The organism is Aster yellows witches'-broom phytoplasma AYWB (assembly GCF_000012225.1).
Taxonomy (GTDB): Bacteria; Bacillota_I; Bacilli_A; order Acholeplasmatales; family Acholeplasmataceae; genus Phytoplasma.
The window spans coordinates 357,986-379,724 of record NC_007716.1; the positions used below are offsets into that span (position 1 = coordinate 357,986).

The 21,739-nt window shown below is 24.5% G+C and carries 14 protein-coding genes and 5 pseudogenes; 4 read left to right on the forward strand and 15 right to left on the reverse strand.

Annotated elements, in window-relative coordinates; genetic code table 11:
- Window positions 1–53 precede the first annotated feature (53 nt).
- Entirely contained in the window at window positions 54–1,349 is a 1,296-nt protein-coding gene (gene tig / locus AYWB_RS01630; protein WP_011412615.1) for a trigger factor, read from the reverse strand.
- Window positions 1,350–1,954: 605 nt separating this feature from the next.
- A complete protein-coding gene (gene uvrA / locus AYWB_RS01635) occupies window positions 1,955–4,873 on the reverse strand; it encodes an excinuclease ABC subunit UvrA (protein ID WP_011412617.1) in 2,919 nt (972 codons plus the stop codon).
- Window positions 4,874–5,018: 145 nt separating this feature from the next.
- Here uvrA and AYWB_RS04275 point away from each other — a divergent pair.
- A pseudogene (locus tag AYWB_RS04275) lies at window positions 5,019–6,120 on the forward strand (DnaB-like helicase C-terminal domain-containing protein); the annotation flags it as partial.
- 95 nt (window positions 6,121–6,215) lie between these two features.
- Here AYWB_RS04275 and AYWB_RS01645 read toward each other — a convergent pair.
- The 7 genes from AYWB_RS01645 to AYWB_RS01670 all read right to left on the reverse strand — a co-directional run bounded on the left by AYWB_RS01645 (window position 6,216) and on the right by AYWB_RS01670 (window position 9,440).
- Entirely contained in the window at window positions 6,216–6,422 is a 207-nt protein-coding gene (locus AYWB_RS01645) for a hypothetical protein (RefSeq protein WP_041639841.1), read from the reverse strand.
- Between the two features lie 106 nt (window positions 6,423–6,528).
- Window positions 6,529–7,374 carry an SVM family protein gene (locus AYWB_RS01650; RefSeq protein ID WP_011412620.1) on the reverse strand — a complete coding sequence of 282 codons (846 nt, stop codon included), beginning with the start codon at window positions 7,372–7,374 and terminating at the stop codon, window positions 6,529–6,531.
- Window positions 7,375–7,587: 213 nt separating this feature from the next.
- Window positions 7,588–7,785 (reverse strand): SVM family protein, encoded by a 198-nt coding sequence (locus AYWB_RS01655; protein WP_011412621.1) that lies wholly within the window; start codon window positions 7,783–7,785, stop codon window positions 7,588–7,590.
- A 65-nt stretch (window positions 7,786–7,850) separates the two neighbouring features.
- A complete protein-coding gene (locus AYWB_RS01660; protein WP_011412622.1) occupies window positions 7,851–8,372 on the reverse strand; it encodes a hypothetical protein in 522 nt (173 codons plus the stop codon).
- A gap of 196 nt (window positions 8,373–8,568) precedes the next feature.
- Window positions 8,569–8,748, reverse strand: a complete 180-nt coding sequence (locus AYWB_RS01665; RefSeq protein WP_041639843.1) for a hypothetical protein — start codon at window positions 8,746–8,748, stop codon at window positions 8,569–8,571.
- Between the two features lie 69 nt (window positions 8,749–8,817).
- Entirely contained in the window at window positions 8,818–8,982 is a 165-nt protein-coding gene (locus AYWB_RS04280) for a hypothetical protein (RefSeq protein ID WP_238374400.1), read from the reverse strand.
- An 8-nt stretch (window positions 8,983–8,990) separates the two neighbouring features.
- Window positions 8,991–9,440, reverse strand: a complete 450-nt coding sequence (locus AYWB_RS01670) for a hypothetical protein (protein ID WP_011412625.1) — start codon at window positions 9,438–9,440, stop codon at window positions 8,991–8,993.
- Between the two features lie 373 nt (window positions 9,441–9,813).
- Between AYWB_RS01670 and AYWB_RS04525 the strand changes: the two genes are divergently transcribed.
- On the forward strand, window positions 9,814–10,149 hold the full coding sequence (locus AYWB_RS04525; protein WP_011412626.1) for a hypothetical protein: 336 nt from the start codon (window positions 9,814–9,816) through the stop codon (window positions 10,147–10,149).
- Between the two features lie 222 nt (window positions 10,150–10,371).
- Here the strand turns inward: AYWB_RS04525 and AYWB_RS04530 are convergent, their stop codons facing one another.
- The 4 genes and pseudogenes from AYWB_RS04530 to AYWB_RS01695 all read right to left on the reverse strand — a co-directional run bounded on the left by AYWB_RS04530 (window position 10,372) and on the right by AYWB_RS01695 (window position 16,982).
- Window positions 10,372–10,617, reverse strand: a complete 246-nt coding sequence (locus tag AYWB_RS04530; RefSeq protein WP_011412627.1) for a hypothetical protein — start codon at window positions 10,615–10,617, stop codon at window positions 10,372–10,374.
- 252 nt (window positions 10,618–10,869) lie between these two features.
- Window positions 10,870–13,134, reverse strand: a pseudogene (locus AYWB_RS04535) (AAA family ATPase).
- A gap of 86 nt (window positions 13,135–13,220) precedes the next feature.
- Window positions 13,221–13,758: pseudogene (locus AYWB_RS01690) on the reverse strand (hypothetical protein); the annotation flags it as partial.
- A 179-nt stretch (window positions 13,759–13,937) separates the two neighbouring features.
- Window positions 13,938–16,982, reverse strand: a complete 3,045-nt coding sequence (locus tag AYWB_RS01695; RefSeq protein WP_160122696.1) for a hypothetical protein — start codon at window positions 16,980–16,982, stop codon at window positions 13,938–13,940.
- A gap of 644 nt (window positions 16,983–17,626) precedes the next feature.
- Between AYWB_RS01695 and AYWB_RS04540 the strand changes: the two are divergent.
- A pseudogene (locus AYWB_RS04540) lies at window positions 17,627–18,361 on the forward strand (sigma-70 family RNA polymerase sigma factor).
- Between the two features lie 471 nt (window positions 18,362–18,832).
- A pseudogene (locus AYWB_RS03700) lies at window positions 18,833–19,730 on the forward strand (IS3 family transposase).
- A gap of 588 nt (window positions 19,731–20,318) precedes the next feature.
- On the opposite strand, the gene AYWB_RS01715 reads toward AYWB_RS03700, so the two are convergent.
- Window positions 20,319–21,203 carry a DUF2963 domain-containing protein gene (locus tag AYWB_RS01715; RefSeq protein WP_011412638.1) on the reverse strand — a complete coding sequence of 295 codons (885 nt, stop codon included), beginning with the start codon at window positions 21,201–21,203 and terminating at the stop codon, window positions 20,319–20,321.
- A gap of 34 nt (window positions 21,204–21,237) precedes the next feature.
- Window positions 21,238–21,687 carry a hypothetical protein gene (locus tag AYWB_RS03940; RefSeq protein ID WP_011412639.1) on the reverse strand — a complete coding sequence of 150 codons (450 nt, stop codon included), beginning with the start codon at window positions 21,685–21,687 and terminating at the stop codon, window positions 21,238–21,240.
- Window positions 21,688–21,739 lie beyond the last annotated feature (52 nt).

Sequence of the window (21,739 nt, forward strand, 5' to 3'; positions counted from 1 at the left end):
TTTTTTATTTTTAAATTGTGGAATGAATTTTTTTGGTGGTTTGATAAATTATTTTATTTAGTAACAACAACAGCTTTATTAATAACAAGGTCTAAGGCTTCATCCATCAAAAGAGAATGTTGTAAGTTTTTTTCAGGAAGGTTTTGTTTGATTTGATTAACTGGAACTTTGTAATGGTTACTTAAGTTTTTGTATTGTTGTTCGATTTTTTCTTTGGAAATAGTTAATTTTTCTTGAAAGGCAACTTGTTCTATAATAAGTCGGTATTGGAGGTTTTTTTGTGCTTGTTGGTTGAATTCTTTTTCCATTTTTTCATCACCAATACCTAAATATTGTTTGTATTGTTCCAAAGTTAAATTTTGTTGTTTTAATTGTTTTTCAAATTCTTTTTGGAGGTGAGTTTTTTCTTGGGAAATAATTTCCTGAGGAATTTGTAATTCGGAATTTTTAACTAATTGTTCTATTACTTGTTTTTTAATGTTTTCTTTTTCTTTGTGTTTTTTTTGATCTAAAAGAGTTTTTTTAGTATTGTTTTTTAATTCTTCTACGGTTGAAACATTGGCGAGTTTAAGTAATTTTACCAAATTGTCTGTTAATTGAGGTATTTTTTTAGTTTTGATTTGGTGTAGAGTTACTTTAAAAATAACTTTTTTATTAGCTAGTTTTTTTTGGTGGTAATCGCTTGGGAAAGTTATATTAATGTCTTTGTTTTGTCCTTGTTTCATCCCTAACATTTGGTCTTCAAAACCAGGTAAAAATTGACCAGAGCCAATTTTTAAACTAAAATTTTTGGCAGTGCCGCCTTCAAAAGGTTTTTCATCAACAAAACCTTCAAAATCAAAAACAGCAGTGTCTGTTAATTCTAAAGAATTGTTTTGGGTTTTGGATTCCAAAGTTGCTTGTTTTTCTAATAAGGAATTTATTTTTTCTTCCACTTCGCAATCTTTTACTTCGAGTTCGTCTTTTGTAATTTCTAACCCTAAATATTTTTTTAAAATAACTTTGGGTTTAACGATAAATTCCAATCCAAAAGTAAAATTTTGATTGTCTTTAAGTTTTTTTTCGTTTAAATCAATTACTTGAGGCATTCCCATGCTTTCAAAATCTTTTTTTTGTAGGATTTCTTGATATTTAGTTTGTACGATATTTTCTAATGCATCAGAGTATAAATTGTTTTTGCCGAAATGATTTTCAAAAATTTTTCTTGGAACGTGCCCTTTTCTAAAACCTTTAATTTCTACTTTTGATTTAATTTTTTCATAAGCGCTAGACAGTTGGGTTTCTAATTCCTTTGAAGAAACTTTAAAAAAATATTGTACTTTTTGATTGTTGATTTTTTTAATTTTCATTTTTAATACCTTTTCCTTTGTGTTTTTTTGGGATTTGTTTTATGTTTTAGGGTGTTTTTTATTTTGATTATGAAGCATTAATAAAAACTAAAAAATATTGTTTTTGGGTGTTGCAAATAGTTACAAATAATTATTAGTTTTTGTATTTATATATTAATTATATAAGCGAATTCCAATTAAATTATTATTCATTGTTTTTTGGGTTAATGGGTTTATTCAGATTATTTTTTTAGCTTTTTTAATTCATTTAACCTTTTTTATAAATATTTTGTGGTAGAAAAATAATTGTCATTTATAAACTTTGTAATTGTGTAAATTACTTTTCCCTTCCTACTATTTATTATACCATAATAACTAAATATTTCTTGGAATTATTAGTAATTTTTGCTTTCTGATTAAATGGTTTTTTGATGTGTTGCGATTTAAAATATTTTTTTTGTAGAATGCTAAAACATTTCCTAAAATTGTTTTGTTGGTGTGAGTTAAAAGTGGTTTTTTGCTTTTACCCATTTTGCAATTTTTTGATGGCCATAAAGTTTTTAAGATTTGTGAATTTTTTTTAAAATTGCTTTATCTAAATTAAAAATTTGTTTGCATTTTTGGATTTATTTTTTTTCATCAAGAATCTTCTTTAAATATTTACCAGTATAACTTTTTTCATTTTGACTTACTTGTTCTGGGGTTCCTGTTGCAACTACATATCCACCACAAGCTCCTCCTTCAGGACCTAAATCAATTATATAATCAGCGTTTTTAATTACATCTAAATTATGTTCAATTACAACAATAGTAGCTTTTTTATCTGTCATTTGATGTAGAACTTTAAGTAATTGTCTAACATCTTCTGAATGAAGTCCTGTGGTAGGTTCATCTAAAATATACAAAGCACCTGGAATAACTTTTTTGTGTAGTTCGCTTGCTAATTTAACTCGTTGGGCTTCTCCTCCAGATAAAGTTGGTGAGGACTGTCCTAATTTAATATAACCAAGCCCTACATTTTGTAAAATTTCTAATTGATGTTTAATTTTAGGATGATTTTGGAAAAATAAAACACCTTCTTCAACACTCATAGCAAGAATATCTGCAATATTTTTATCTTTGTATTTGATACTTAAAGTTTCTTTTTGATAACGAGTTCCTTTACAAGCTTCGCACATAACATAGACATCTGGTAAAAAATGCATAGATATTTTTTTGACTCCATCTCCACTACAAACCTCACATCTACCGCCTTTAACGTTAAAAGAAAAACGCCCTTTTTGATAACCTTTCATTTGGGCTTCTTTGGTTTTGGAGTAAAGTTCTCTAATTTCATCAAAAACACCAGTATAAGTAAGGGGATTGCTGCGAGGAGTTTTACCAATTGGGTCTTGTGAAATTTCAACTATTTTTTTGACTTTGTTAAAATCATTAACTAAATGACTAAAATCTTTTTGTTGGTTTTTATTTTTTTTGCTGTATTTTTTTTGTAAGCAATCAAGCAAAACATCATTTACTAAAGTAGATTTTCCCGAACCAGAAACGCCTGTAACTACAATTAATTGTTGCATAGGAAAGCAAACATTAATTGATTTAAGATTATTTTTGGAAGCTTTGGTTACTAAAATATGATCTTTATTACCTTTTCTTCTAATTTTGGGAACTTTAATTTGGATTTTTTTGGATAAATATTTTCCTGTAAGACTATTTTTGTTTTTCATTACTTCTTGGGGCGTTCCAAAAGCTTGTACTTTTCCTCCAAAAATACCTGCTTGAGGGCCAATATCAATTAAATAATCGGAAGCAAGCATTGTATCATGATCGTGTTCTACTACAATTAAAGAATTACCTAAATCTCGCATTTTTTTAAGTGATTTAATTAAAAGATCGTTGTCTTTTTGGTGCAATCCAATTGAAGGTTCATCAAGGACATAAAGCACTCCTGAAAGTTGGGAGCCAATTTGAGTAGCTAACCTAATTCTTTGTGATTCTCCTCCCGAAAGAGTTGTTACACTACGCGATAAAGAAAGGTATCCTAACCCAATTTCTTTTAAAAAAGTAAGACGATTAATAACTTCTTTGAGGGCTAAATTAATAATTTTTGTATCTTTTTTTGACAATTCTAAATTTTGGAAAAAAGCAAGGGTTTGTTCAATTGATAAATCAGTTATTTCATAAATATTTTTGTTATTGATTTTAAAAAGTAAAGCCCCTTGATTAAGTCTTTGTCCTTGACATTTTTTGCATTTTTTTTCCATCATATAATTAGAAAGCCATTTTTTGAGCCATTCGCTTGTTGTTTCTTCAAAACGTCTTTTAAGCATAGAAGCTATACCTTCAAAAAAATCACATTTAAGAGTTTTGGTGGTGGTATTTTTGGAAAAACGAGAAAAACACAAAGGAGGAGTTAAAGGTATTTGGTCAGGTGAACCATAAAGAATAATATTTAGTTTTTGGGGATCTATTTTTTTTAAAGGAACAGTCATATCAATTTGATAATGATTGCATACAGCTTTTAATTCTTGTTCTTTGCTAGCGAAATTATTATATTCATTATTGCTTTTAAAAATTAAAATGGCATCTTTATTTAATGGTTTTTCATAATCTAGAATCATATCACAATCAATTTCTGCTGTTTTTCCAATCCCTTTACAAATTTGGCAAGCTCCTAAAGGAGTATTAAATGAAAAAAGTCTTGATTCACGTAAAGGAATATCAAAATTAATACCTTCTAAATGATAATTGCAATTTAGTTTTAATATTTGACATTTTTTATTTTTATTATCATCCTTATTACTATCATTACTATTTTTACTTTTATAATCCATAATAAAAACTTTTCCTTGAGCTAAATTTAGAGCTTGCTCTAAGGCTTCAAAAAGACGAGTTTGATTATCTGAATTAACTTCAAAACGATCAATTACTACATAAATATTATGATATTGATTTTTTGTTAAAGAAGGAATATCGTCCATTAAATAAATAATATCATTAATTATTACTCTATTAAAACCATCTTTGGCAAGAGCTTCTAAGGTTTTTTGATGGGTTCCTTTTTTTCTTTCAATTATAGGAGCAAGGATTAAGACTAGTTGTTTGGGAAAAGTTTGATTAGTTTTATTAATCATTTGTTCGATGGTTTGTTTTTCTAAAACAATATTTTTTTCAGGATGAAAAGGAAATGCAATATTGGCATAAATTAATCTTAAATAATCATATATTTCTGTAATAGTTCCCACAGTAGAACGAGGATTATTAGAAGTTGTTTTTTGGTCAACGCTAATAGAAGGGCTCAAACCTTCAATACTATCTACATTAGGTTTTTCAAAACTACCTAAAAATTGTCTAGCATAAGCACTTAACGATTCTACATACCTTCTTTTTCCTTCTTGATATAAAGTATCGAAAGCTAAAGAAGATTTTCCAGAACCTGATAATCCTGTTATAATAACTAATTTATTTTTAGGAATATCAATATTAATATTTTTTAAATTATTTTGACGAGCCCCGCGGACTTTAATAAATTGATTTTTATTATTTTTCATTTTAATACCTTTATATTTAATATTAGCTTATATATATTTATTAAAATATAATTTCTTTGTTAATTATAACAAAAAATATTAGTAAAAATTAAAAAAAGATATGAAATTATTTTTTTTAGTCTTTGAAACAAAAAAAGACTAACCAATTCACCATAAAAACGATAACACACACTTTACTTTAAACCAAATGGCCTCTTTGCATCCTGAATTTTTTGATACCCGATCAACAATCAAAACAAAAAAGCCAAGAAGAATATTGCCGTTTATCAGAAACTTTTAAAAAGGACTCAACCAATCCACAAAAGGATTTAAAAAAGGTCAAATCATAACTATTGGGGGGTATACTGGATTAGGTAAAACAACTTTTTTCTACAATCTTCTTTTAGATATAGCAAAAACCAAACACAAAGAAAGTTCTCATTATCCTCATATTTTGGTATTTTCTTATGAAATGATCTTAGAAGAAAATTTAAATCGTTTATTATCCCACCAAACTCAAATTCCTCTAGATGTTATTTTAGAAAAATTTTTTGAAGATGCCAATATCAAACCTCTCAAATAAACAGAAATGATGAAAATAGCAAAACAATTTTTTGCCAACATAAATTTATCATTTAGTTATGATAAAAAGTAAAAATATTGATTATGTAATTGATTTAGTTTATCACCTTAATTTAGAAAAACAAGCAAAAATTATTGTCATTGACCGCCTTCAAATAACCAAAACCACAAATCACTTAGAAAATTACCGTCTATCCATTGATGAAATCATGACTAAATTAAAATAGCCATTGAATTAAACATTGTTATTATCATTTTATCTCAATTTTCAAGAGATACAGAAATAACAGCTTTAAAAGGAAGTGGTGGAATCGAAACTAACTCAGATATCGTCATTTTTATTAAACAATCAAAGGATATCATTTTATTATTAAAACAAAAAAGCGTCCGTCTTGTTCAATATCAATTTAATGATGTCTGAATTCCAACCCAAACTATCCAAAGACAAAGAAAAACCCATAAATATATATAATTCAACCTTAGAAGAACTATATTCAGACTATAATGACAATGAAAATCAAAAAATAATCGAAGTATGTATCAAAAAAAGAAGTGGTACCAAAAAAATCTTAATTTATCACTTTGAAATGATCACACAAACATTTAAAGAAATTGGTTATGTTTTGCCTTATCAAATGGAAACTTATTATTTAAACATAAGAGATGAGGTAAAAATAATAAGATAATGATTAATAAAGCTAAATTAAGCCACTTATTTTGATGATTAAAGAAATGATTACTGATATTAGTAAACCAATTATTTAATTTTGTTAACCAAGTATTAATTAGGTTCCACATGATTATTAGTTTTAGTAGTAGTTAGATATTGATAAAATTGAACCACTATTCCTTGCTTTAATCTTTTGATGCTTAATCGATAGGTAAAAAGATAGAATTTAATTAAATAATTAATAAAAATTAAAGGGATTAAAAAAATAAAGATAATGATGTTGCTAGATAAAGATGATAAGATTTTTTTAATGAACATATTTAATAGTTCCTTTCTTTTAACTTTTAAAATAAAAAAACTCTCTATAAGAGAGAGTCTTTTTTTTGTAATATAATTTTTTTTATTCTTTTAAATTTTTTAAATATTAAAATATTTTTTTATACAATGAATTAAAAATACCCATATAAGTAGTTGTTTTTTGATTTAATTCTTGTTGTAATTTATTTATATTATTTTGTTGATTTAAAAATTTTTCTTTTTCTTTTTGTAATTCTATATAGTTTAAGTTTAATTGTTGTTTTAATTTTTCATTTTCTAAATTAATATTTTGGTTTTTTTTGTTAATTTCTTCTAAATTGTTTATATCATTTTCTAGATTTAGAATAATTTTTTTTGTATTAAGATAAATATTTGTTTGGTTATTTATTTCTTTTTCTAATTTTAATTTTATTTCTTTAAATAAATTTAATTCAATATTTAATTTTTCTATTTCAATATTTTTCAATTTTATTTTTAATTGGTAAAATATTTCTTTATTTATAATATCTTTTTGAGTTTTAATTTGTGGATATAATGTTTTTGTTAACCAAAAAATATACATATTTTTTGCTCCATTGCCCATTTCATTTAGATCTTCTAAAGAATAAAATTCATCTTCATTAGATCTAATTCCGCTATCAAAAAAAACAAATAATAGATTATTAGGAGGTTCTTTGATACGCCAACAAAGATCATTTTCATTATTAGTGGTGCTATTATAACAAGGATAATCTAAAGTTAAATAACTAAATATTTGATCAATATTTTTATTTATAACATGAGAAACAATATCTTCTTTTTTTTGAATCCAAATATTATGAATTTTCATATTTAGATTGCATATTTTTTTATTTTCTATTGCCATCAATGGATGATGATTAACCAAAAACAACAATCCTAAGCTAATAAAGAATAAATTTATTCTACTAAATTGATTTTTTAATTTAAACATTAATTAATCTCCTTTTGATATTTATAATAAAAATAAAACATGCTTTAAATTATTTTAACGTCTTCTATGATTATTTGGTTGATTTTGGTTGATTTGTATTTTTAGATTTTATTGGTTTCGAGCAAAAATTTGTTGATTTATCATTTGAAGATTATTTCCTACAATATTTATTCTGTTTGAAATTAAAGAAATTCTGTTGAAACGTGTTTGAGATTATAAATTAGTATCATTAAAAACGTTAGTTAATTCTATTATTAAAGTATTTATTTCTTCTTCAAGTTGATGTTTTCTTGCGTCTAAATCTATACCAGGGAAAGCATGCAAACATTTAGTATTAAAAATTAAAAAAAATCCTAATAAAACAAATAAATAAATACTTATTATTTTAAATTGATTTTTTAATTTAATCATTAATTAAATTTCCTTTTGTTTTTATTCCTTTATATTTTAAAATATTGGAACTTGTTAAATTTTTATCACCAGTCAGTGCTGGTTCTTTTATTATTTTCAGCTTCTTGGGTTTTATCATAGTTGTGTTTATCTTTAAAGATTGATAAAGTTTTACGGATAGGATTGAAGTGGAGGTGAAAATCGGTTAATTTGAAGTTTTCATTGTGAACGAAAGCATCACCAAGGTAATAGTCTTTGTCTTCTTGTAAGAAATGTTTAGGGCCTTTGTATTTTAGGATTAAGTAGTTACCACCTGGGCCTTTGTGTTGTTTTTTTTCGAAGTTAATGTAAGAATATAATTGGCTGTCGGCTTTTGCGTCAAAAGATGCACTGTCGAAACCGTCTAAAGTAGTATGATTATAAGTATCGCCATCTTTATTCCATCGGTCGAAAGGATGGCGGTTTTTGATGAAGATAGCTAGGTTGGAAGGTTCGGGTTGGGTATTTAGACGATATGATATATTATCGTTATTAACAGATGATATTTTATTTTCATTAAGATATTTATGATCAATCTTGTCAAAGAAAATTTCACCATAAGTAGCCATACCGATATTTTCGAGTTCGTTTTTTAATTCAAGAATTTTAAAGGGATTGTTTTTACCTTTAATTTCTTAATCGATTTTTTGTTTTAATTTTGAGATTTGAGTTTCATTAATCTGTAATTGTTGGTGATAATAACCGATGCCATTAAGTCCATCGAAAGTATATTTAATTTGAATCATAGGAATGGTTCTGCCACGACTATCTGTTTCTTTCCCATTCTTTGAAGATAGCAGATTTAGTTTCTTGAAAGGTAGGAATTGGGTCTTTAGGGAGTTTGATGACTCCTGTTTCAGTTAAGATGATAAACCCAATAAAAGCTGCCACGATTAAAATAATTATTAATAAAAACCATTTGCTTATTTTTTTAATTTTGATCATGTTTATTAATTCCTTTGGAAGAATTTTCAATATATAGGTATTTTAACATATTTAACTTTTTAATTAACCTTAAAACCATTTACGAAACCAAGAAGTTACTTTATCGATTTTTTTGTTTACGTCGTCTTTAATTTTTGTAGTAAAAGGTTGGATTGAACCTTTCCAGGTTTTTTGTTTGTCTATGATTTCTTTGGTTTGGTTGTATTCTGCTGTTTTGTCGGTTAATTTATTCATATTATCTTTCAAAGTTTTTTTAGTTGCTTCATGGGTTTTTTTTGTTCGTCTTTTATTTGTTCTTTGAGTTTATTTATTTCATGACGGAGTTCAGCGTTTTCTTCGATATATTTACCTGAAGCGTTTTCTAAAGCTTTGATTGTTCCTTCAAGGGCTTGAATATGTAGGCCTTGTTGTACCCATTTATCGATTTGTTGTTCTAATTCGTCGCTTAAACGGTTTATTTCTTCAGCTTGTTGGTTAATGATTTGGTTTAATTGACTTATTTCTTGGTCTTTTTGAGTGATGATCGTTTGATATTCCTTTTCTTTTTGTTGAAATTCAGTGTTTAATTGGTTAATTTCATCTTGGAGGGTTTGTTTTTCTTGTGCGGATAGAGCTTGATTAGTTATTAATTCCTGGTTTTTAGTTTCGATTAAGGATTTTTGTTCTTGGAGTTGGTTTTGGAGATTTTCCATATTTTGATGTTGTTCGTTAATTTGTTCGATTAATTGATTAATTTGTTGGGTCTTTTCCGTGTTGAGAGTTTTTTCTTGGTGCAGATCAGTTTCTAGTTGATTAATCTTTTGATCTTGGGTAAAGATTTCCTTTTCTTTAGAACGGATTTTATCGGTTTGGTGATTGATTTCCTTTTGAAGTTCTTGTTTTTCTTGTTCCGATAGAGTTTTATTAATTTCTAGTTCTTGTTGTTTTTGATTTAAATCATGTTCTAAAATAGCTTTTTGGGTTTCTAAATTAAGACTATTTATTTTTGCTTGTTGGAGGTGAATTTCTAATAAGTTTTTGGCTTTGAGTAATTCTTCAGGAGTTTGTTGGTGAGTTTCGTTTACTTTGTTAGTTTCTTTTATTTCCTCACCAAGTGGTGGTGTTTGTTGGAGTTGTTCTTGTTGGAGATGTTTTGGTTCAGTTGTTGGTTTATTAACTGAACCATTATCAGGGATTGTTAAGGTTATCAGTTATACTTTCGTTAATTGTTGTATCTACGATGTCGTTAGTTTCTTGTGTTTCTTTTTTATTGTTTCTTCTTTAATTTCGTTATTATTAGTTAAAGTTGATTCTTCATTTTCGATAATAGTTGTATTTGGTGCTTGTAAAATGGGTGTTGGGGGATTTTCTATTTTATTAGTTAATTGTTGTGGTGGATTAGGAGTTTTCGTTTCTTCGTGATAAAATTGGTAAAGTTCGTAAGCAGTTGAAGCTAAAGAAACTCAAAATAAAGCTTTACTACCAATTTTAAGGATTTTACCACCGACATTCGCTATTTTAGAAGTAGCTTTTTTTGAATGATAGTTTTAGTTCCTTTTTTAATGGTTTTTTTCTTCCCACTTTTTAACCAATTACCGATTTTGCCTAATCCTAAACAAATGCCGATCACACTTAAAGTAGTCGCTAAATAATATCTAATTTCGTTTGTGGCGAAGGAATGTGATTAGGATCTTTATCATTACCTGTTAATTTATAATAGATATATTCGATAACTTTACGAATTGGTTGAGTAGTTTTATCGTATAACGATTTAGTTTTAGTCACAGCATCACTGGTAAAAGCGTTGATCTGGTCTAAAACTTCAGGGAAGAATTTGAAAAGTGTCCAATAAATTGCCCCTCCGATTAGGATAAATGGTAATAAAAACAAGATTATTTTTATAATTGATTTTAAGATTTTAAGAAACCAATTTTCTTTTTTAGTTTGTGTTTCGATAACTATTTTAGGAGGTTCGGTTATCGGTTTTCTTTTAGTAATGATTATTTTTCCCGTTGATTTTTTTGTATTTTTTTTTTGTTATTTTTTTATTCATAGTTTTTCTCTCTTTCTTTTAGTTTTAAAAGTTTTTTTAAAATAAAAAAAGACTCTATTTAGAGTCTTTTAATGTTGGTGAAATTATTTTTAATTATTATTTTGAGGTTTTACATGATGTTTATCTTTGAAGATGGATAAAGTTTTACGGATAGGATTGAAGTGGAGGTGGAAATGGGTTAATTTGAAGTTTTCATTGTGAACGAAAGCATCACCAAGGTAATAGTCTTTGTCTTCATCTAAGAAGTGTTTCGGGCCTTTGTATTTAAGGATTAGTTTGTTATCACCTGGGCCTTTGTGTTGTTTTTTTTCGAAGTTAATGTAAGAATATAATTGGCTGTCGGCTTTTGCGTCAAAAGATGCACTGTCGAAACCGTCTAAAGTAGTATGATTATAAGTATCGCCATCTTTATTCCATCGGTCGAAAGGATGGCGGTTTTTGATGAAGATAGCTAGGTTGGAAGGTTCGGGTTGGGTACTTATACGATTTTCACAAAGGTGTAATTCTTTTCTTAGTTTTTCTTCTCTAGTTTTTAATCTTTGCATTTTATTTTTAATATCAATGATTTCTTGGTTTTTGTCTTTGATTGTTTGTTCGTATTTTTCAGGATTTTGTTTTCTTGGTGGATTTGGGTTAATTTTTTTGTTGTATTTTCTAAATCAGTTTTAGTTTGAGAATGTTGTTGACGGTAATAGTTAATCCCGTTTAAACCATCAAAGGTGTAGTGACATTCTATCTTAGTTTCATCTTTGGATTTAGCTAAATATTGATTAATTCCTTGACTCCATTGATAATATTGATTTTCACAAGCTTCGCGGCGTTGTTTGGTTTGTTGATAATCAGGGTTAATTTTTAATTTAAGTTTTAAGGCTTCTTCCAGATCGGAAGGTAACATAACTGCGTGATTTAAAGAATTTTTAGTTTGCCATTTAGCGGTTTTTTGTAGGCTTCTTCAATGATTGTGGTTAAATCCCTATTTGATAATTTTTTGCCTTGACATAGTTGGGCGATATCTTTTAAAGCTAAAAAAGTATGATAACTAATTTGATAAGGGATAATGTTATGTTTTAAATAACCTTCAATTTCGCTATCTTTTAAATTACCCACATAGATTTCTTTACTAAAACGACTCCTTAAAGCACTATCAATTTTATCAAGGTTGTTAGTGGCGCCCATTAAGACAATTTTTTTATCAGAACGTTGAAATCCATCAAGTTTATCTAATAAAGTGTTGACAATATTGGCACTGACTGAGGAAGTATTTTTATCACTACGGTTAGGTAAACCATCGATTTCGTCAATAAAGATAATTGTTTTATCATTTTCTTCGGCTTCTTGCCAGATTTTTTCTAAGGCAGCTTTGCCTTCGCCAATGTATTTTTTGGTCTAATTTAGCAGGAATTAAGTTAATAAAGTGAACATTAGCCTCACCACATAAAGCTTTGATTAAAAAAAGTTTTACCTGTTCCTGGTGGTCCATATAAAAGATAGCCTTTCGGACGTATTTTATCAAAGTTAATCAAAGATTGATTGTTTTGAAAATAAGTTAATAAATCTTCTAATTCTTCTTTTTCATTTTCCATTCCACAAACGTCTTTAAAAGTAACTTTATGCTTAATATTTGCTAAAGGTTTATTAGCTTTTAAGAGATTTAATTGAGTGGTTAAATTAGTTTTTTGTTTGGTAAAATAAAGTTTTTGACCTGTTAAGAAAAGATTAAAAGCATTTAAATTTTTTAATTCGGTTTGATTTTTTTGGGTTTCTTTTTTAGTTTTTAATTCTTCGATATTTTTTTGATTAGCTTCGACATAATTAAGAGCTTGATTTAATTGAAAAATTTGTTGTTGGAGATTTTCTTGAGTTTGTAATTGGGTTTTTTCTTCAGCTAATTTTGCTAATTCTTCTTGTTTTTCTTTTTCATTTTGGTTTAAAGCTTTTCTTTGTTCGATTAAATTATTGACTAAGGTTTGTTGAGTTTGTTGTTGATTTTTCAGTTCCGTTAATTGTTGTTGTTTTTGGGTTTTGATCTCAAGGGATAAAGATGGATTGTCTTTTAATTCTTCTTGGCTATTTTTTATTTTTTGGATGATATCAGTGTAATTTTGAGTTTTCGTTTCGATTTGAGTTTTTAATTGTTGATCTTGCTGTTGGAGTTTTTGGATTTTTGTTTGTTGGTTAATGATTTGTTAATCAAATTCTTGTTGTTTAGTTGAATCCAGTTGGGGATGATTAGTTACTTTTCCAATTTTGTTGGGTGTTTGATTAGTTTGATAAAGTCCTATAATTAATAAAATAATTAACCCCAACAGAAGAAATCCTAAAAAACTGAGATAAATTTTGGTTTTTAATTTCATCATTTACCTCCTTTCTCTATGGATTAATTGTAATGTTCTTCGGCTGGCCGCCTAGTTCGCTCTGCTCGTCTTTGAATGCTTTTCTATTATCTAAAATTTATATATCCAGCAATTCTTAATTTATTTAAATCATATGAAGGGAAAAAAATTATTATTTGTAAAACACTAATATATCCCATAGTTCTCAATTCATACAAATTATATCCAAGATTTTCAAACTCTTCTATACTAATATATCCAGCATCTTTTAAATCTTGCAAACTATATCCAAAAGATATTAATTGTTCCAAAGTATATCCAGAAGCTTTTAAATCTTTTAAATTAAAAATACGAGATTCTAATAAATTTATTTCTAAACCTTTATCATTAATAAATAATTTCTTAAAATCCGAAATATTTTTATAAATTTTAGTTTTAAAATATTTAACTTTACCATTTTTATCTATTTCTTTAAATCTTTCTGCATTATCATCAAATTCTTCAATAGAATCATCAATATTTTTACGTTTCATTAATTTTGAATTAATAGGATTATATTCCATCTAAACGCCATCTGATAAAGTTTTTTTTAATTAATTTACCATGTAAACCGTACTCTTCAACATTATTATATTTATCAGTTTTTCAACAAAAGACCAACTTAAGAGTTAGCCTTAAAGAGTTTTTAAAAAATAAAAAATATTTTCTTAAACATTAATTAAATGGATTCATTAATTATTTATCGTTATTTAATAATATTATTATATTTTTTATAAATTTAAAGATTTTTATTTAAAATCTTTAAATAAAATAAGAAATTAAGTTTATTCTTTATAATTCACTCTATAAAATTTATATGTTTTATATAAAATAAAAATATTTAAAAAAAGTAAATTTATTATAGTTAATATTGTAAAGAAAAAAAATTTATTTTTGTGGGAATAATTTAGTTGATTTTTTTCTTCTTCTAATTCTAATTCTAATTCTTTTTCTTTAAATTTATCTGTTAAAGTTTTAATTGAATTATCTTTTGTTTTTAATTCTACTTTTGCTGTTATAAGTTGATTTTTTTCTTCTTCTAATTCTTCTTTTGCTGTTATAAGTTGATTTTTTTCTTCTTCTAATTCTAATTCTTTTTCTTTAAATTTATCTGTTAAAGTTTTAATTGAATTATCTTTTGTTTTTAATTCTTCTTTTGCTGTTATAAGTTGATTTTTTTCTTCTTCTAATTCTAATTCTTTTTCTTTTAATTTATCTGTTAAAGTTTTAATTGAATTATCTTTTGTTTTTAATTCTTCTTTTGCTGTTATAAGTTGATTTTTTTCTTCTTCTAATTCTTCTTTTGCTGTTATAAGTTGATTTTTTTTTTCTTCTAATTCTAATTCTTTTTCTTTTAATTTATCTGTTAAAGTTTTAATTGAATTATCTTTTGTTTTTAATTCTTCTTTTGCTGTTATAAGTTGATTTTTTTCTTCTTCTAATTCTTGTTTTGCTGTTATAAGTTGATTTTTTTTTTCTTCTAATTCTAATTCTTTTTCTTTAAATTTATCTGTTAAAGTTTTAATTGAATTATCTTTTGTTTTTAATTCTTCTTTTGCTGTTATAAGTTGATTTTTTTCTTCTTCTAATTCTTGTTTTGCTGTTATAAGTTGATTTTTTTTTTCTTCTAATTCTAATTCTTTTTCTTTTAATTTATCTGTTAAAGTTTTAATTGAATTATCTTTTGTTTTTAATTCTTCTTTTGCTGTTATAAGTTGATTTTTTTCTTCTTCTAATTCTTGTTTTGCTGTTATAAGTTGATTTTTTTTTTCTTCTAATTCTAATTCTTTTTCTTTAAATTTATCTGTTAAAGTTTTAATTGAATTATCTTTTGTTTTTAATTCTTCTTTTGCTGTTATAAGTTGATTTTTTTCTTCTTCTAATTCTTGTTTTGCTGTTATAAGTTGATTTTTTTTTTCTTCTAATTCTAATTCTTTTTCTTTAAATTTATCTGTTAAAGTTTTAATTGAATTATCTTTTGTTTTTAATTCTTCTTTTGCTGTTATAAGTTGATTTTTTTCTTCTTCTAATTCTTGTTTTGCTGTTATAAGTTGATTTTTTTTTTCTTCTAATTCTAATTCTTTTTCTTTAAATTTATCTGTTAAAGTTTTAATTGAATTATCTTTTGTTTTTAATTCTTCTTTTGCTGTTATAAGTTGATTTTTTTCTTCTTCTAATTCTTGTTTTGCTGTTATAAGTTGATTTTTTTTTTCTTCTAATTCTAATTCTTTTTCTTTAAATTTATCTGTTAAAGTTTTAATTGAATTATCTTTTGTTTTTAATTCTTCTTTTGCTGTTATAAGTTGATTTTTTTCTTCTTCTAATTCTTGTTTTGCTGTTATAAGTTGATTTTTTTTTTCTTCTAATTCTAATTCTTTTTCTTTTAATTTATCTGTTAAAGTTTTAATTGAATTATCTTTTGTTTTTAATTCTTCTTTTGCTGTTATAAGTTGATTTTTTTCTTCTTCTAATTCTTGTTTTGCTGTTATAAGTTGATTTTTTTCTTCTTCTAATTCTAATTCTTTTTCTTTTAATTTATCTGTTAAAGTTTTAATTGAATTATCTTTTGTTTTTAATTCTTGTTTTGCTGTTATAAGTTGATTTTTTTCTTCTTCTAATTCTAATTCTTTTTCTTTTAATTTATCTGTTAAAGTTTTAATTGAATTATCTTTTGTTTTTAATTCTTCTTTTGCTGTTATAAGTTGATTTTTTTCTTCTTCTAATTCTTGTTTTGCTGTTATAAGTTGATTTTTTTTTTCTTCTAATTCTAATTCTTTTTCTTTAAATTTATCTGTTAAAGTTTTAATTGAATTATCTTTTGTTTTTAATTCTTCTTTTGCTGTTATAAGTTGATTTTTTTCTTCTTCTAATTCTAATTCTTTTTCTTTTAATTTATCTGTTAAAGTTTTAATTGAATTATCTTTTGTTTTTAATTCTTGTTTTGCTGTTATAAGTTGATTTTTTTCTTCTTCTAATTCTAATTCTTTTTCTTTTAATTTATCTGTTAAAGTTTTAATTGAATTATCTTTTGTTTTTAATTCTTCTTTTGCTGTTATAAGTTGATTTTTTTCTTCTTCTAATTCTAATTCTTTTTCTTTTAATTTATCTGTTAAAGTTTTAATTGAATTATCTTTTGTTTTTAATTCTTGTTTTGCTGTTATAAGTTGATTTTTTTCTTCTTCTAATTCTAATTCTTTTTCTTTTAATTTATCTGTTAAAGTTTTAATTGAATTATCTTTTGTTTTTAATTCTTCTTTTGCTGTTATAAGTTGATTTTTTTCTTTTTCTAATTCTAATTCTTTTTCTTTTAATTTATCTGTTAAAGTTTTAATTGAATTATCTTTTGTTTTTAATTCTTCTTTTGCTGTTATAAGTTGATTTTTTTCTTCTTCTAATTCTAATTCTTTTTCTTTTAATTTATCTGTTAAAGTTTTAATTGAATTATCTTTTGTTTTTAATTCTTCTTTTGCTGTTATAAGTTGATTTTTTTCTTCTTCTAATTCTTCTTTTTTTTCTTTTAATTTATCTGTTAAAGTTTTAATTGAATTATTTTTTGTCATTAAATAATCCGTTAAATATTTCACCAAAAGATGTTTTTTGTATAATTGTTCATGTTTGTCTTTTAAAGCATTTATAACTGTTACAACTGCAGGTTCAGACATATATTTAGATAGTTTTAATTCTTCTATTGGATCATATTCTTCTAAAGGAATTATTGGTTTTTGACACGTTTTAGGATTTTGTTTTTCGCATTTTTCTTCTGTTTTTTTATTATATATATTTGGATTATATTCATTTTTGTAATTAATTTGTTGGATTTGTTTATGCATTTTATTTGTTTTTTGGAACTTTAATATTTTTTGTTTAGATAAACAATATGATATCCAAAAAAAGAAAATAAAAAAAAATATTATTGAAAATAAACAAAAAAATATTGAACAAAAATAATGCTTAATTTTATAAATATTTAACATGATGTATACTTTCTAAAGTGTTGTAATTATTATTTTTTAAATTATAAAAAATTCAATATTATTAAAAACTTCTTTGATTTGTTTTTTAGTTGTTTTTTAAAATGGGGATTTAATTTTCTGAACAAAGGGACAAATTTTTTTGTAAATAATGTAATTGATTATTATCTTTTATAAAGGTAATTATTATTTTTTAACCACCTAATTTATTATAATTAAATTTTTTTATTTTTTAATATTTTTTTTTAATATTTTTTTAAAAAATTTATTTTATATATAACACAAAACTAATTTTTGAGGACCTAATTAGTTTAGGTTTATTTTAGTTTATTTAATTTTCTGCTTAAAACAAAAAGAGTTTTATGTTTCGTCGATAATTACCTTTTTAGTAGGTATTTTTCTTTTTGAAATTATAAATAATATCTAAAACAATTTTTTGTTTCTTGTCAGCTCATTCATAGGATATATAAGGAGCTAAAAAAATGTTTTTAGAGAGGAATTGAATGTTAAGACAAAAATTATTTAAAGATTTTTTTAAAAATAAAAAGAATTTAGAAATTCGTAATCAATTAATCGAACTTCATTTGCCTTTATTAAAAAAACTAGCTTATCATTTTAAATATTACCCTAAAGTTTTAACTAAGGAGGATTTATATCAAGAAGGGATTTTAGGATTAATCAAAGCTCTAAATAATTACCAAGATTTAGGTTATGACTTTATCGCCTATGCAACACCAACAATAAAAAAAGCCACTCACCTTCAATTCCCCAAAAAACAAACAAACTACCGCCCAAAAACCAAACTCTATTTGTAGACCCTCAAATCTTAGATGAAATAAAAAAATATAGAATAGAAATAATCAAAAATCATCATTCCGAAGAACATAATAATATAACTCTAAACAAACACATAAAACCCAAAATAATACCCTTAAAAAAAACATTTCTCTATCTTCCCCAAATATAAATATCTCAACGAACAAAAAGACTGCATTAAAGAATTAATAAGTAAGATAACCATAGATAAACTAGACACTTTAAAATTATATAAATTAGATGCTAAAAAAGTAGATAAATATAACAATCCTATCAAAACAAACTATAAAAAAGGTTTAAATGTTATTTATTATCAATTGGAAGATTTAAAACACATCAAATTATTTTTAACCAAAAATAAACAGGGCTATCGGGTTAAAAAAATTAGGTCTGGTTATTTATCAAATTTTAATAAAAAATAAATAAACAATTTATTATTACCATCTTATTACCATTTGACCCCTTTAATTTCTTTGACAAAACCAAACATTTTTAAGGAGTGATATTTTATATATTATATCGATAATGATAATGATACTTGATATTTGATATTATCGTTGTATCTTTTAACTATCATTATTATTTTTCGATATATAAATAACTCCCTATTTTTCCTTTTCATTATTAAAAATAGTTGTTTAAAATTATCCAAACAAAATACCCTAACGCGCTGAAGCGCTAATGACAATTATAAGTACACATAAATAAAAAAAGAAGAAAACTAAAAATCCCCCAGTTGCGCGCGACCCCCTTTTTTAAATAAATATAATCATTCAGAGTTATAATGGTTATGTATATGATATAAAAAAAGGAAACAATATTTAAATCATGAAAAAAAAATAGCTAAAATAATAGAAAAATAGAAACAAAAAAATAAATTATTACAAACTCTAATGAAAAAAACCAAAAAACTGATAAAAAAACTGTTTTTGAATTAGTTAAACAATTTAATCAAAAACTAAATTTAACAACCATTTTAAAAACTATCAAAACCAAAAGAAGCACTTATTATTGGTTGAAAGTCGAAAATAAAATAAAAGCAAAAAAAGAAAAATACTTATTACAACAAAATCGCATTAAAGCTTTATGTTTACAAGAAAAATATTTTTGCGGTCATCGTAAAATCAATGATTTATACCAAAAAACTTTTAACGAAAACATTACCAAGAAAAAAATTTATACTATTATGAAAGAAAACGGTATTTTTTGTCGTTTAAGAATTAAAAAAAATAAATATTATTATAAAAATAATTTAAAAGCTAAATTAAAAGTGGTAGACAATTTAATTAATCAAGACTTTATATCAACTCAACCCATGCAAAAACTATTTACCGACATAACTTATTTCAACTCCCCAAGGATTTTTATATTTTTCTTGTATTATTGATTCTTTCAACAACCAAATTATCGCTTCCCACACTTCCAAACATCAAAATAAAGAATTAGTTTTAAACACCATCCAAAAATTACCTCTATTAAAAGAACCTTGTATTATTCACTCAGATAAAGGAACAGTTTATCAATCACAAAAAGTCCAACAAATTTTAACGAAAAAAAGGTTTTTTAATTAGCATATCGAGAAAAGCCACTCCTCGCGATAACGGTGTAATTGAAAACTTTTCCGGTCAAATGAAAACTATCTTACAACATCAACATCCTTTTTTATTTCAAAAATCACCTGAAAAAGTTAAAAAAATAATCAATTATTTCCCCAAATTTTGGAACAATCAATGGATTTTAGCTAAATTAAATTATTCATCACCTTCTCAATATTGTCAAAATTTTAGATAATAATTTTTTTATTTCAAATTTTCAACATTGAAAAAGGTTATCTTTTTGCGCATTTTTTAATCAAAATAACATAATTATGTAAAAAAATAATTATAATTCCATTTTCTTACCACTTTTTTAATTTTTTTTACCTAACTATATAGTGTAAAGATAAAATATGACAAAAAAATATCTTTTGAAACTAAAAGTTTTAGAAACTTTTTGAAATTTTAAAAAAATATTTCCTTAGTTTGAAAAGATATGAAATTATCTACTTAATTTTAAGTCTTAAAGAACAATTTTAAAGACAAAATTTGTCTAAAAAAACGGAACAGCGCAAGTGTCTAAACTTTTGGAACACCTCATCATTAAGAGAAGATTATCCTTCTTATAATGATGAAAATATTTTAACATAAATAATTTTTTAGTATTATTAGTAGCTACCAAAATTAAAGGTTTTTCTTTTTATCTTAATTTTTCAATTAAAATGGTAGTTTTGCCAGAACCAGCAAGGGGACTTTATAGGAGGGGTGTAATAGGTTAATTGTAATGTTCTTCGGCTGGCCTCCTAGTTCGCTCTTCTCGTCTTTGGATATGAATATAATATTATTAATGATTTATGATTTCTTTAATAGTTCCATCAGGGTTATAATAAATTTTATTAATTCTTTTACCTGTTTGGGAGTCGTTTTTCTCAATATAATTAATTGTTTTACCATCGGATTCAAATGTTGTTTCTTTAATTATTTTACCTGTTTGTTGATCGTATTCCTCAATATAATATATTGTTTTACCATCAGGTCTATAAATAGTTTTTGTAATTAATTTTCCTGTTTGTTGATCGTATTCCTCAATATAATATATTGTTTTACCATCGTAATAATCAATTTCGGACGGATATTTATAAAGTTTGGTTTTAAAAAATTTAACTTTACCGTTTTTATCTATTTCTTTAAACTTTTCTTCATTATCATCAAATTCTTCAATAGAATTATCAATATTTTTTCTTTTTACCATTTTATCATTAACTGGATTAAATTCAGTCCAAACGCCATCTGATAAAGTTTTTTTGATTAATTTACCATGTGAACCATACTCTTCAACATTATTATATTTATCAGTTTTTTTTAATAAAAAACCATTATTTTTATCATATTCAAAAATATTATTATCATTATCAATTTTTTTAACTAATTTATGAGTAAATAAATTATAATATTGTTTTTCTCCGTTACCTCTTATAAACTCATAAGGAACATTTTTTAAATGTTCGTTTTCTTCTTTAAGTTTTTTATTTTCAATATATATATCATTATTTAACTCTCTTGCTTTTTCTTTAATATCTACTTCTTGTAATTTACGTCTTTCTTCGGTTTCTAAAAAATATTCATAAGCAAGTCCACCTATCCAAAACACAAAAAAAAGGAATGTTCCAGTAGTAATTAAAAAAGGAATTATTTTATAATGTTTATTGCCTATTCTAAAACTTGACATTTTTAAATCTCTTTTTCTCTATTATCAAAAATAATTAAAGCATTTTTTTATCATTTTCAAATACCCATAAATATAGGAAATTAATAAAAAATGATAAAATGAAACTCAATATTATTATAACCTTTTTAAACAAAAATAAAAATAATTTTAAAACAATTGAAATAATATCTAATATTCTTAAAACAATTTTAAACAACAAATCACCTATTTTAATGAAAGAGTTTAAAACAAAATTTTTAATTTCTTTCAAAAAATAAATAACAGAGCCACCAACAGCAACACTAAAAATCATCTTTGCTATTTCTTTTATTTTCCCCCACATACTTTCACTAGGATCCATTAATTTTTGACCAGTAAGACTTGTTATATAACTTTTAATATATCCTATAATAGTATAAAAAACATCAATAAAAATTTTTAATATTTGCATTAAAAAATCAAAAAATGAACTAAATAATTTTAAAGGATAAATTAAAGTTGTCAAATGTTCCCATATAAAAATAAATATAGTTTTTATAATATTATAAATATTAATA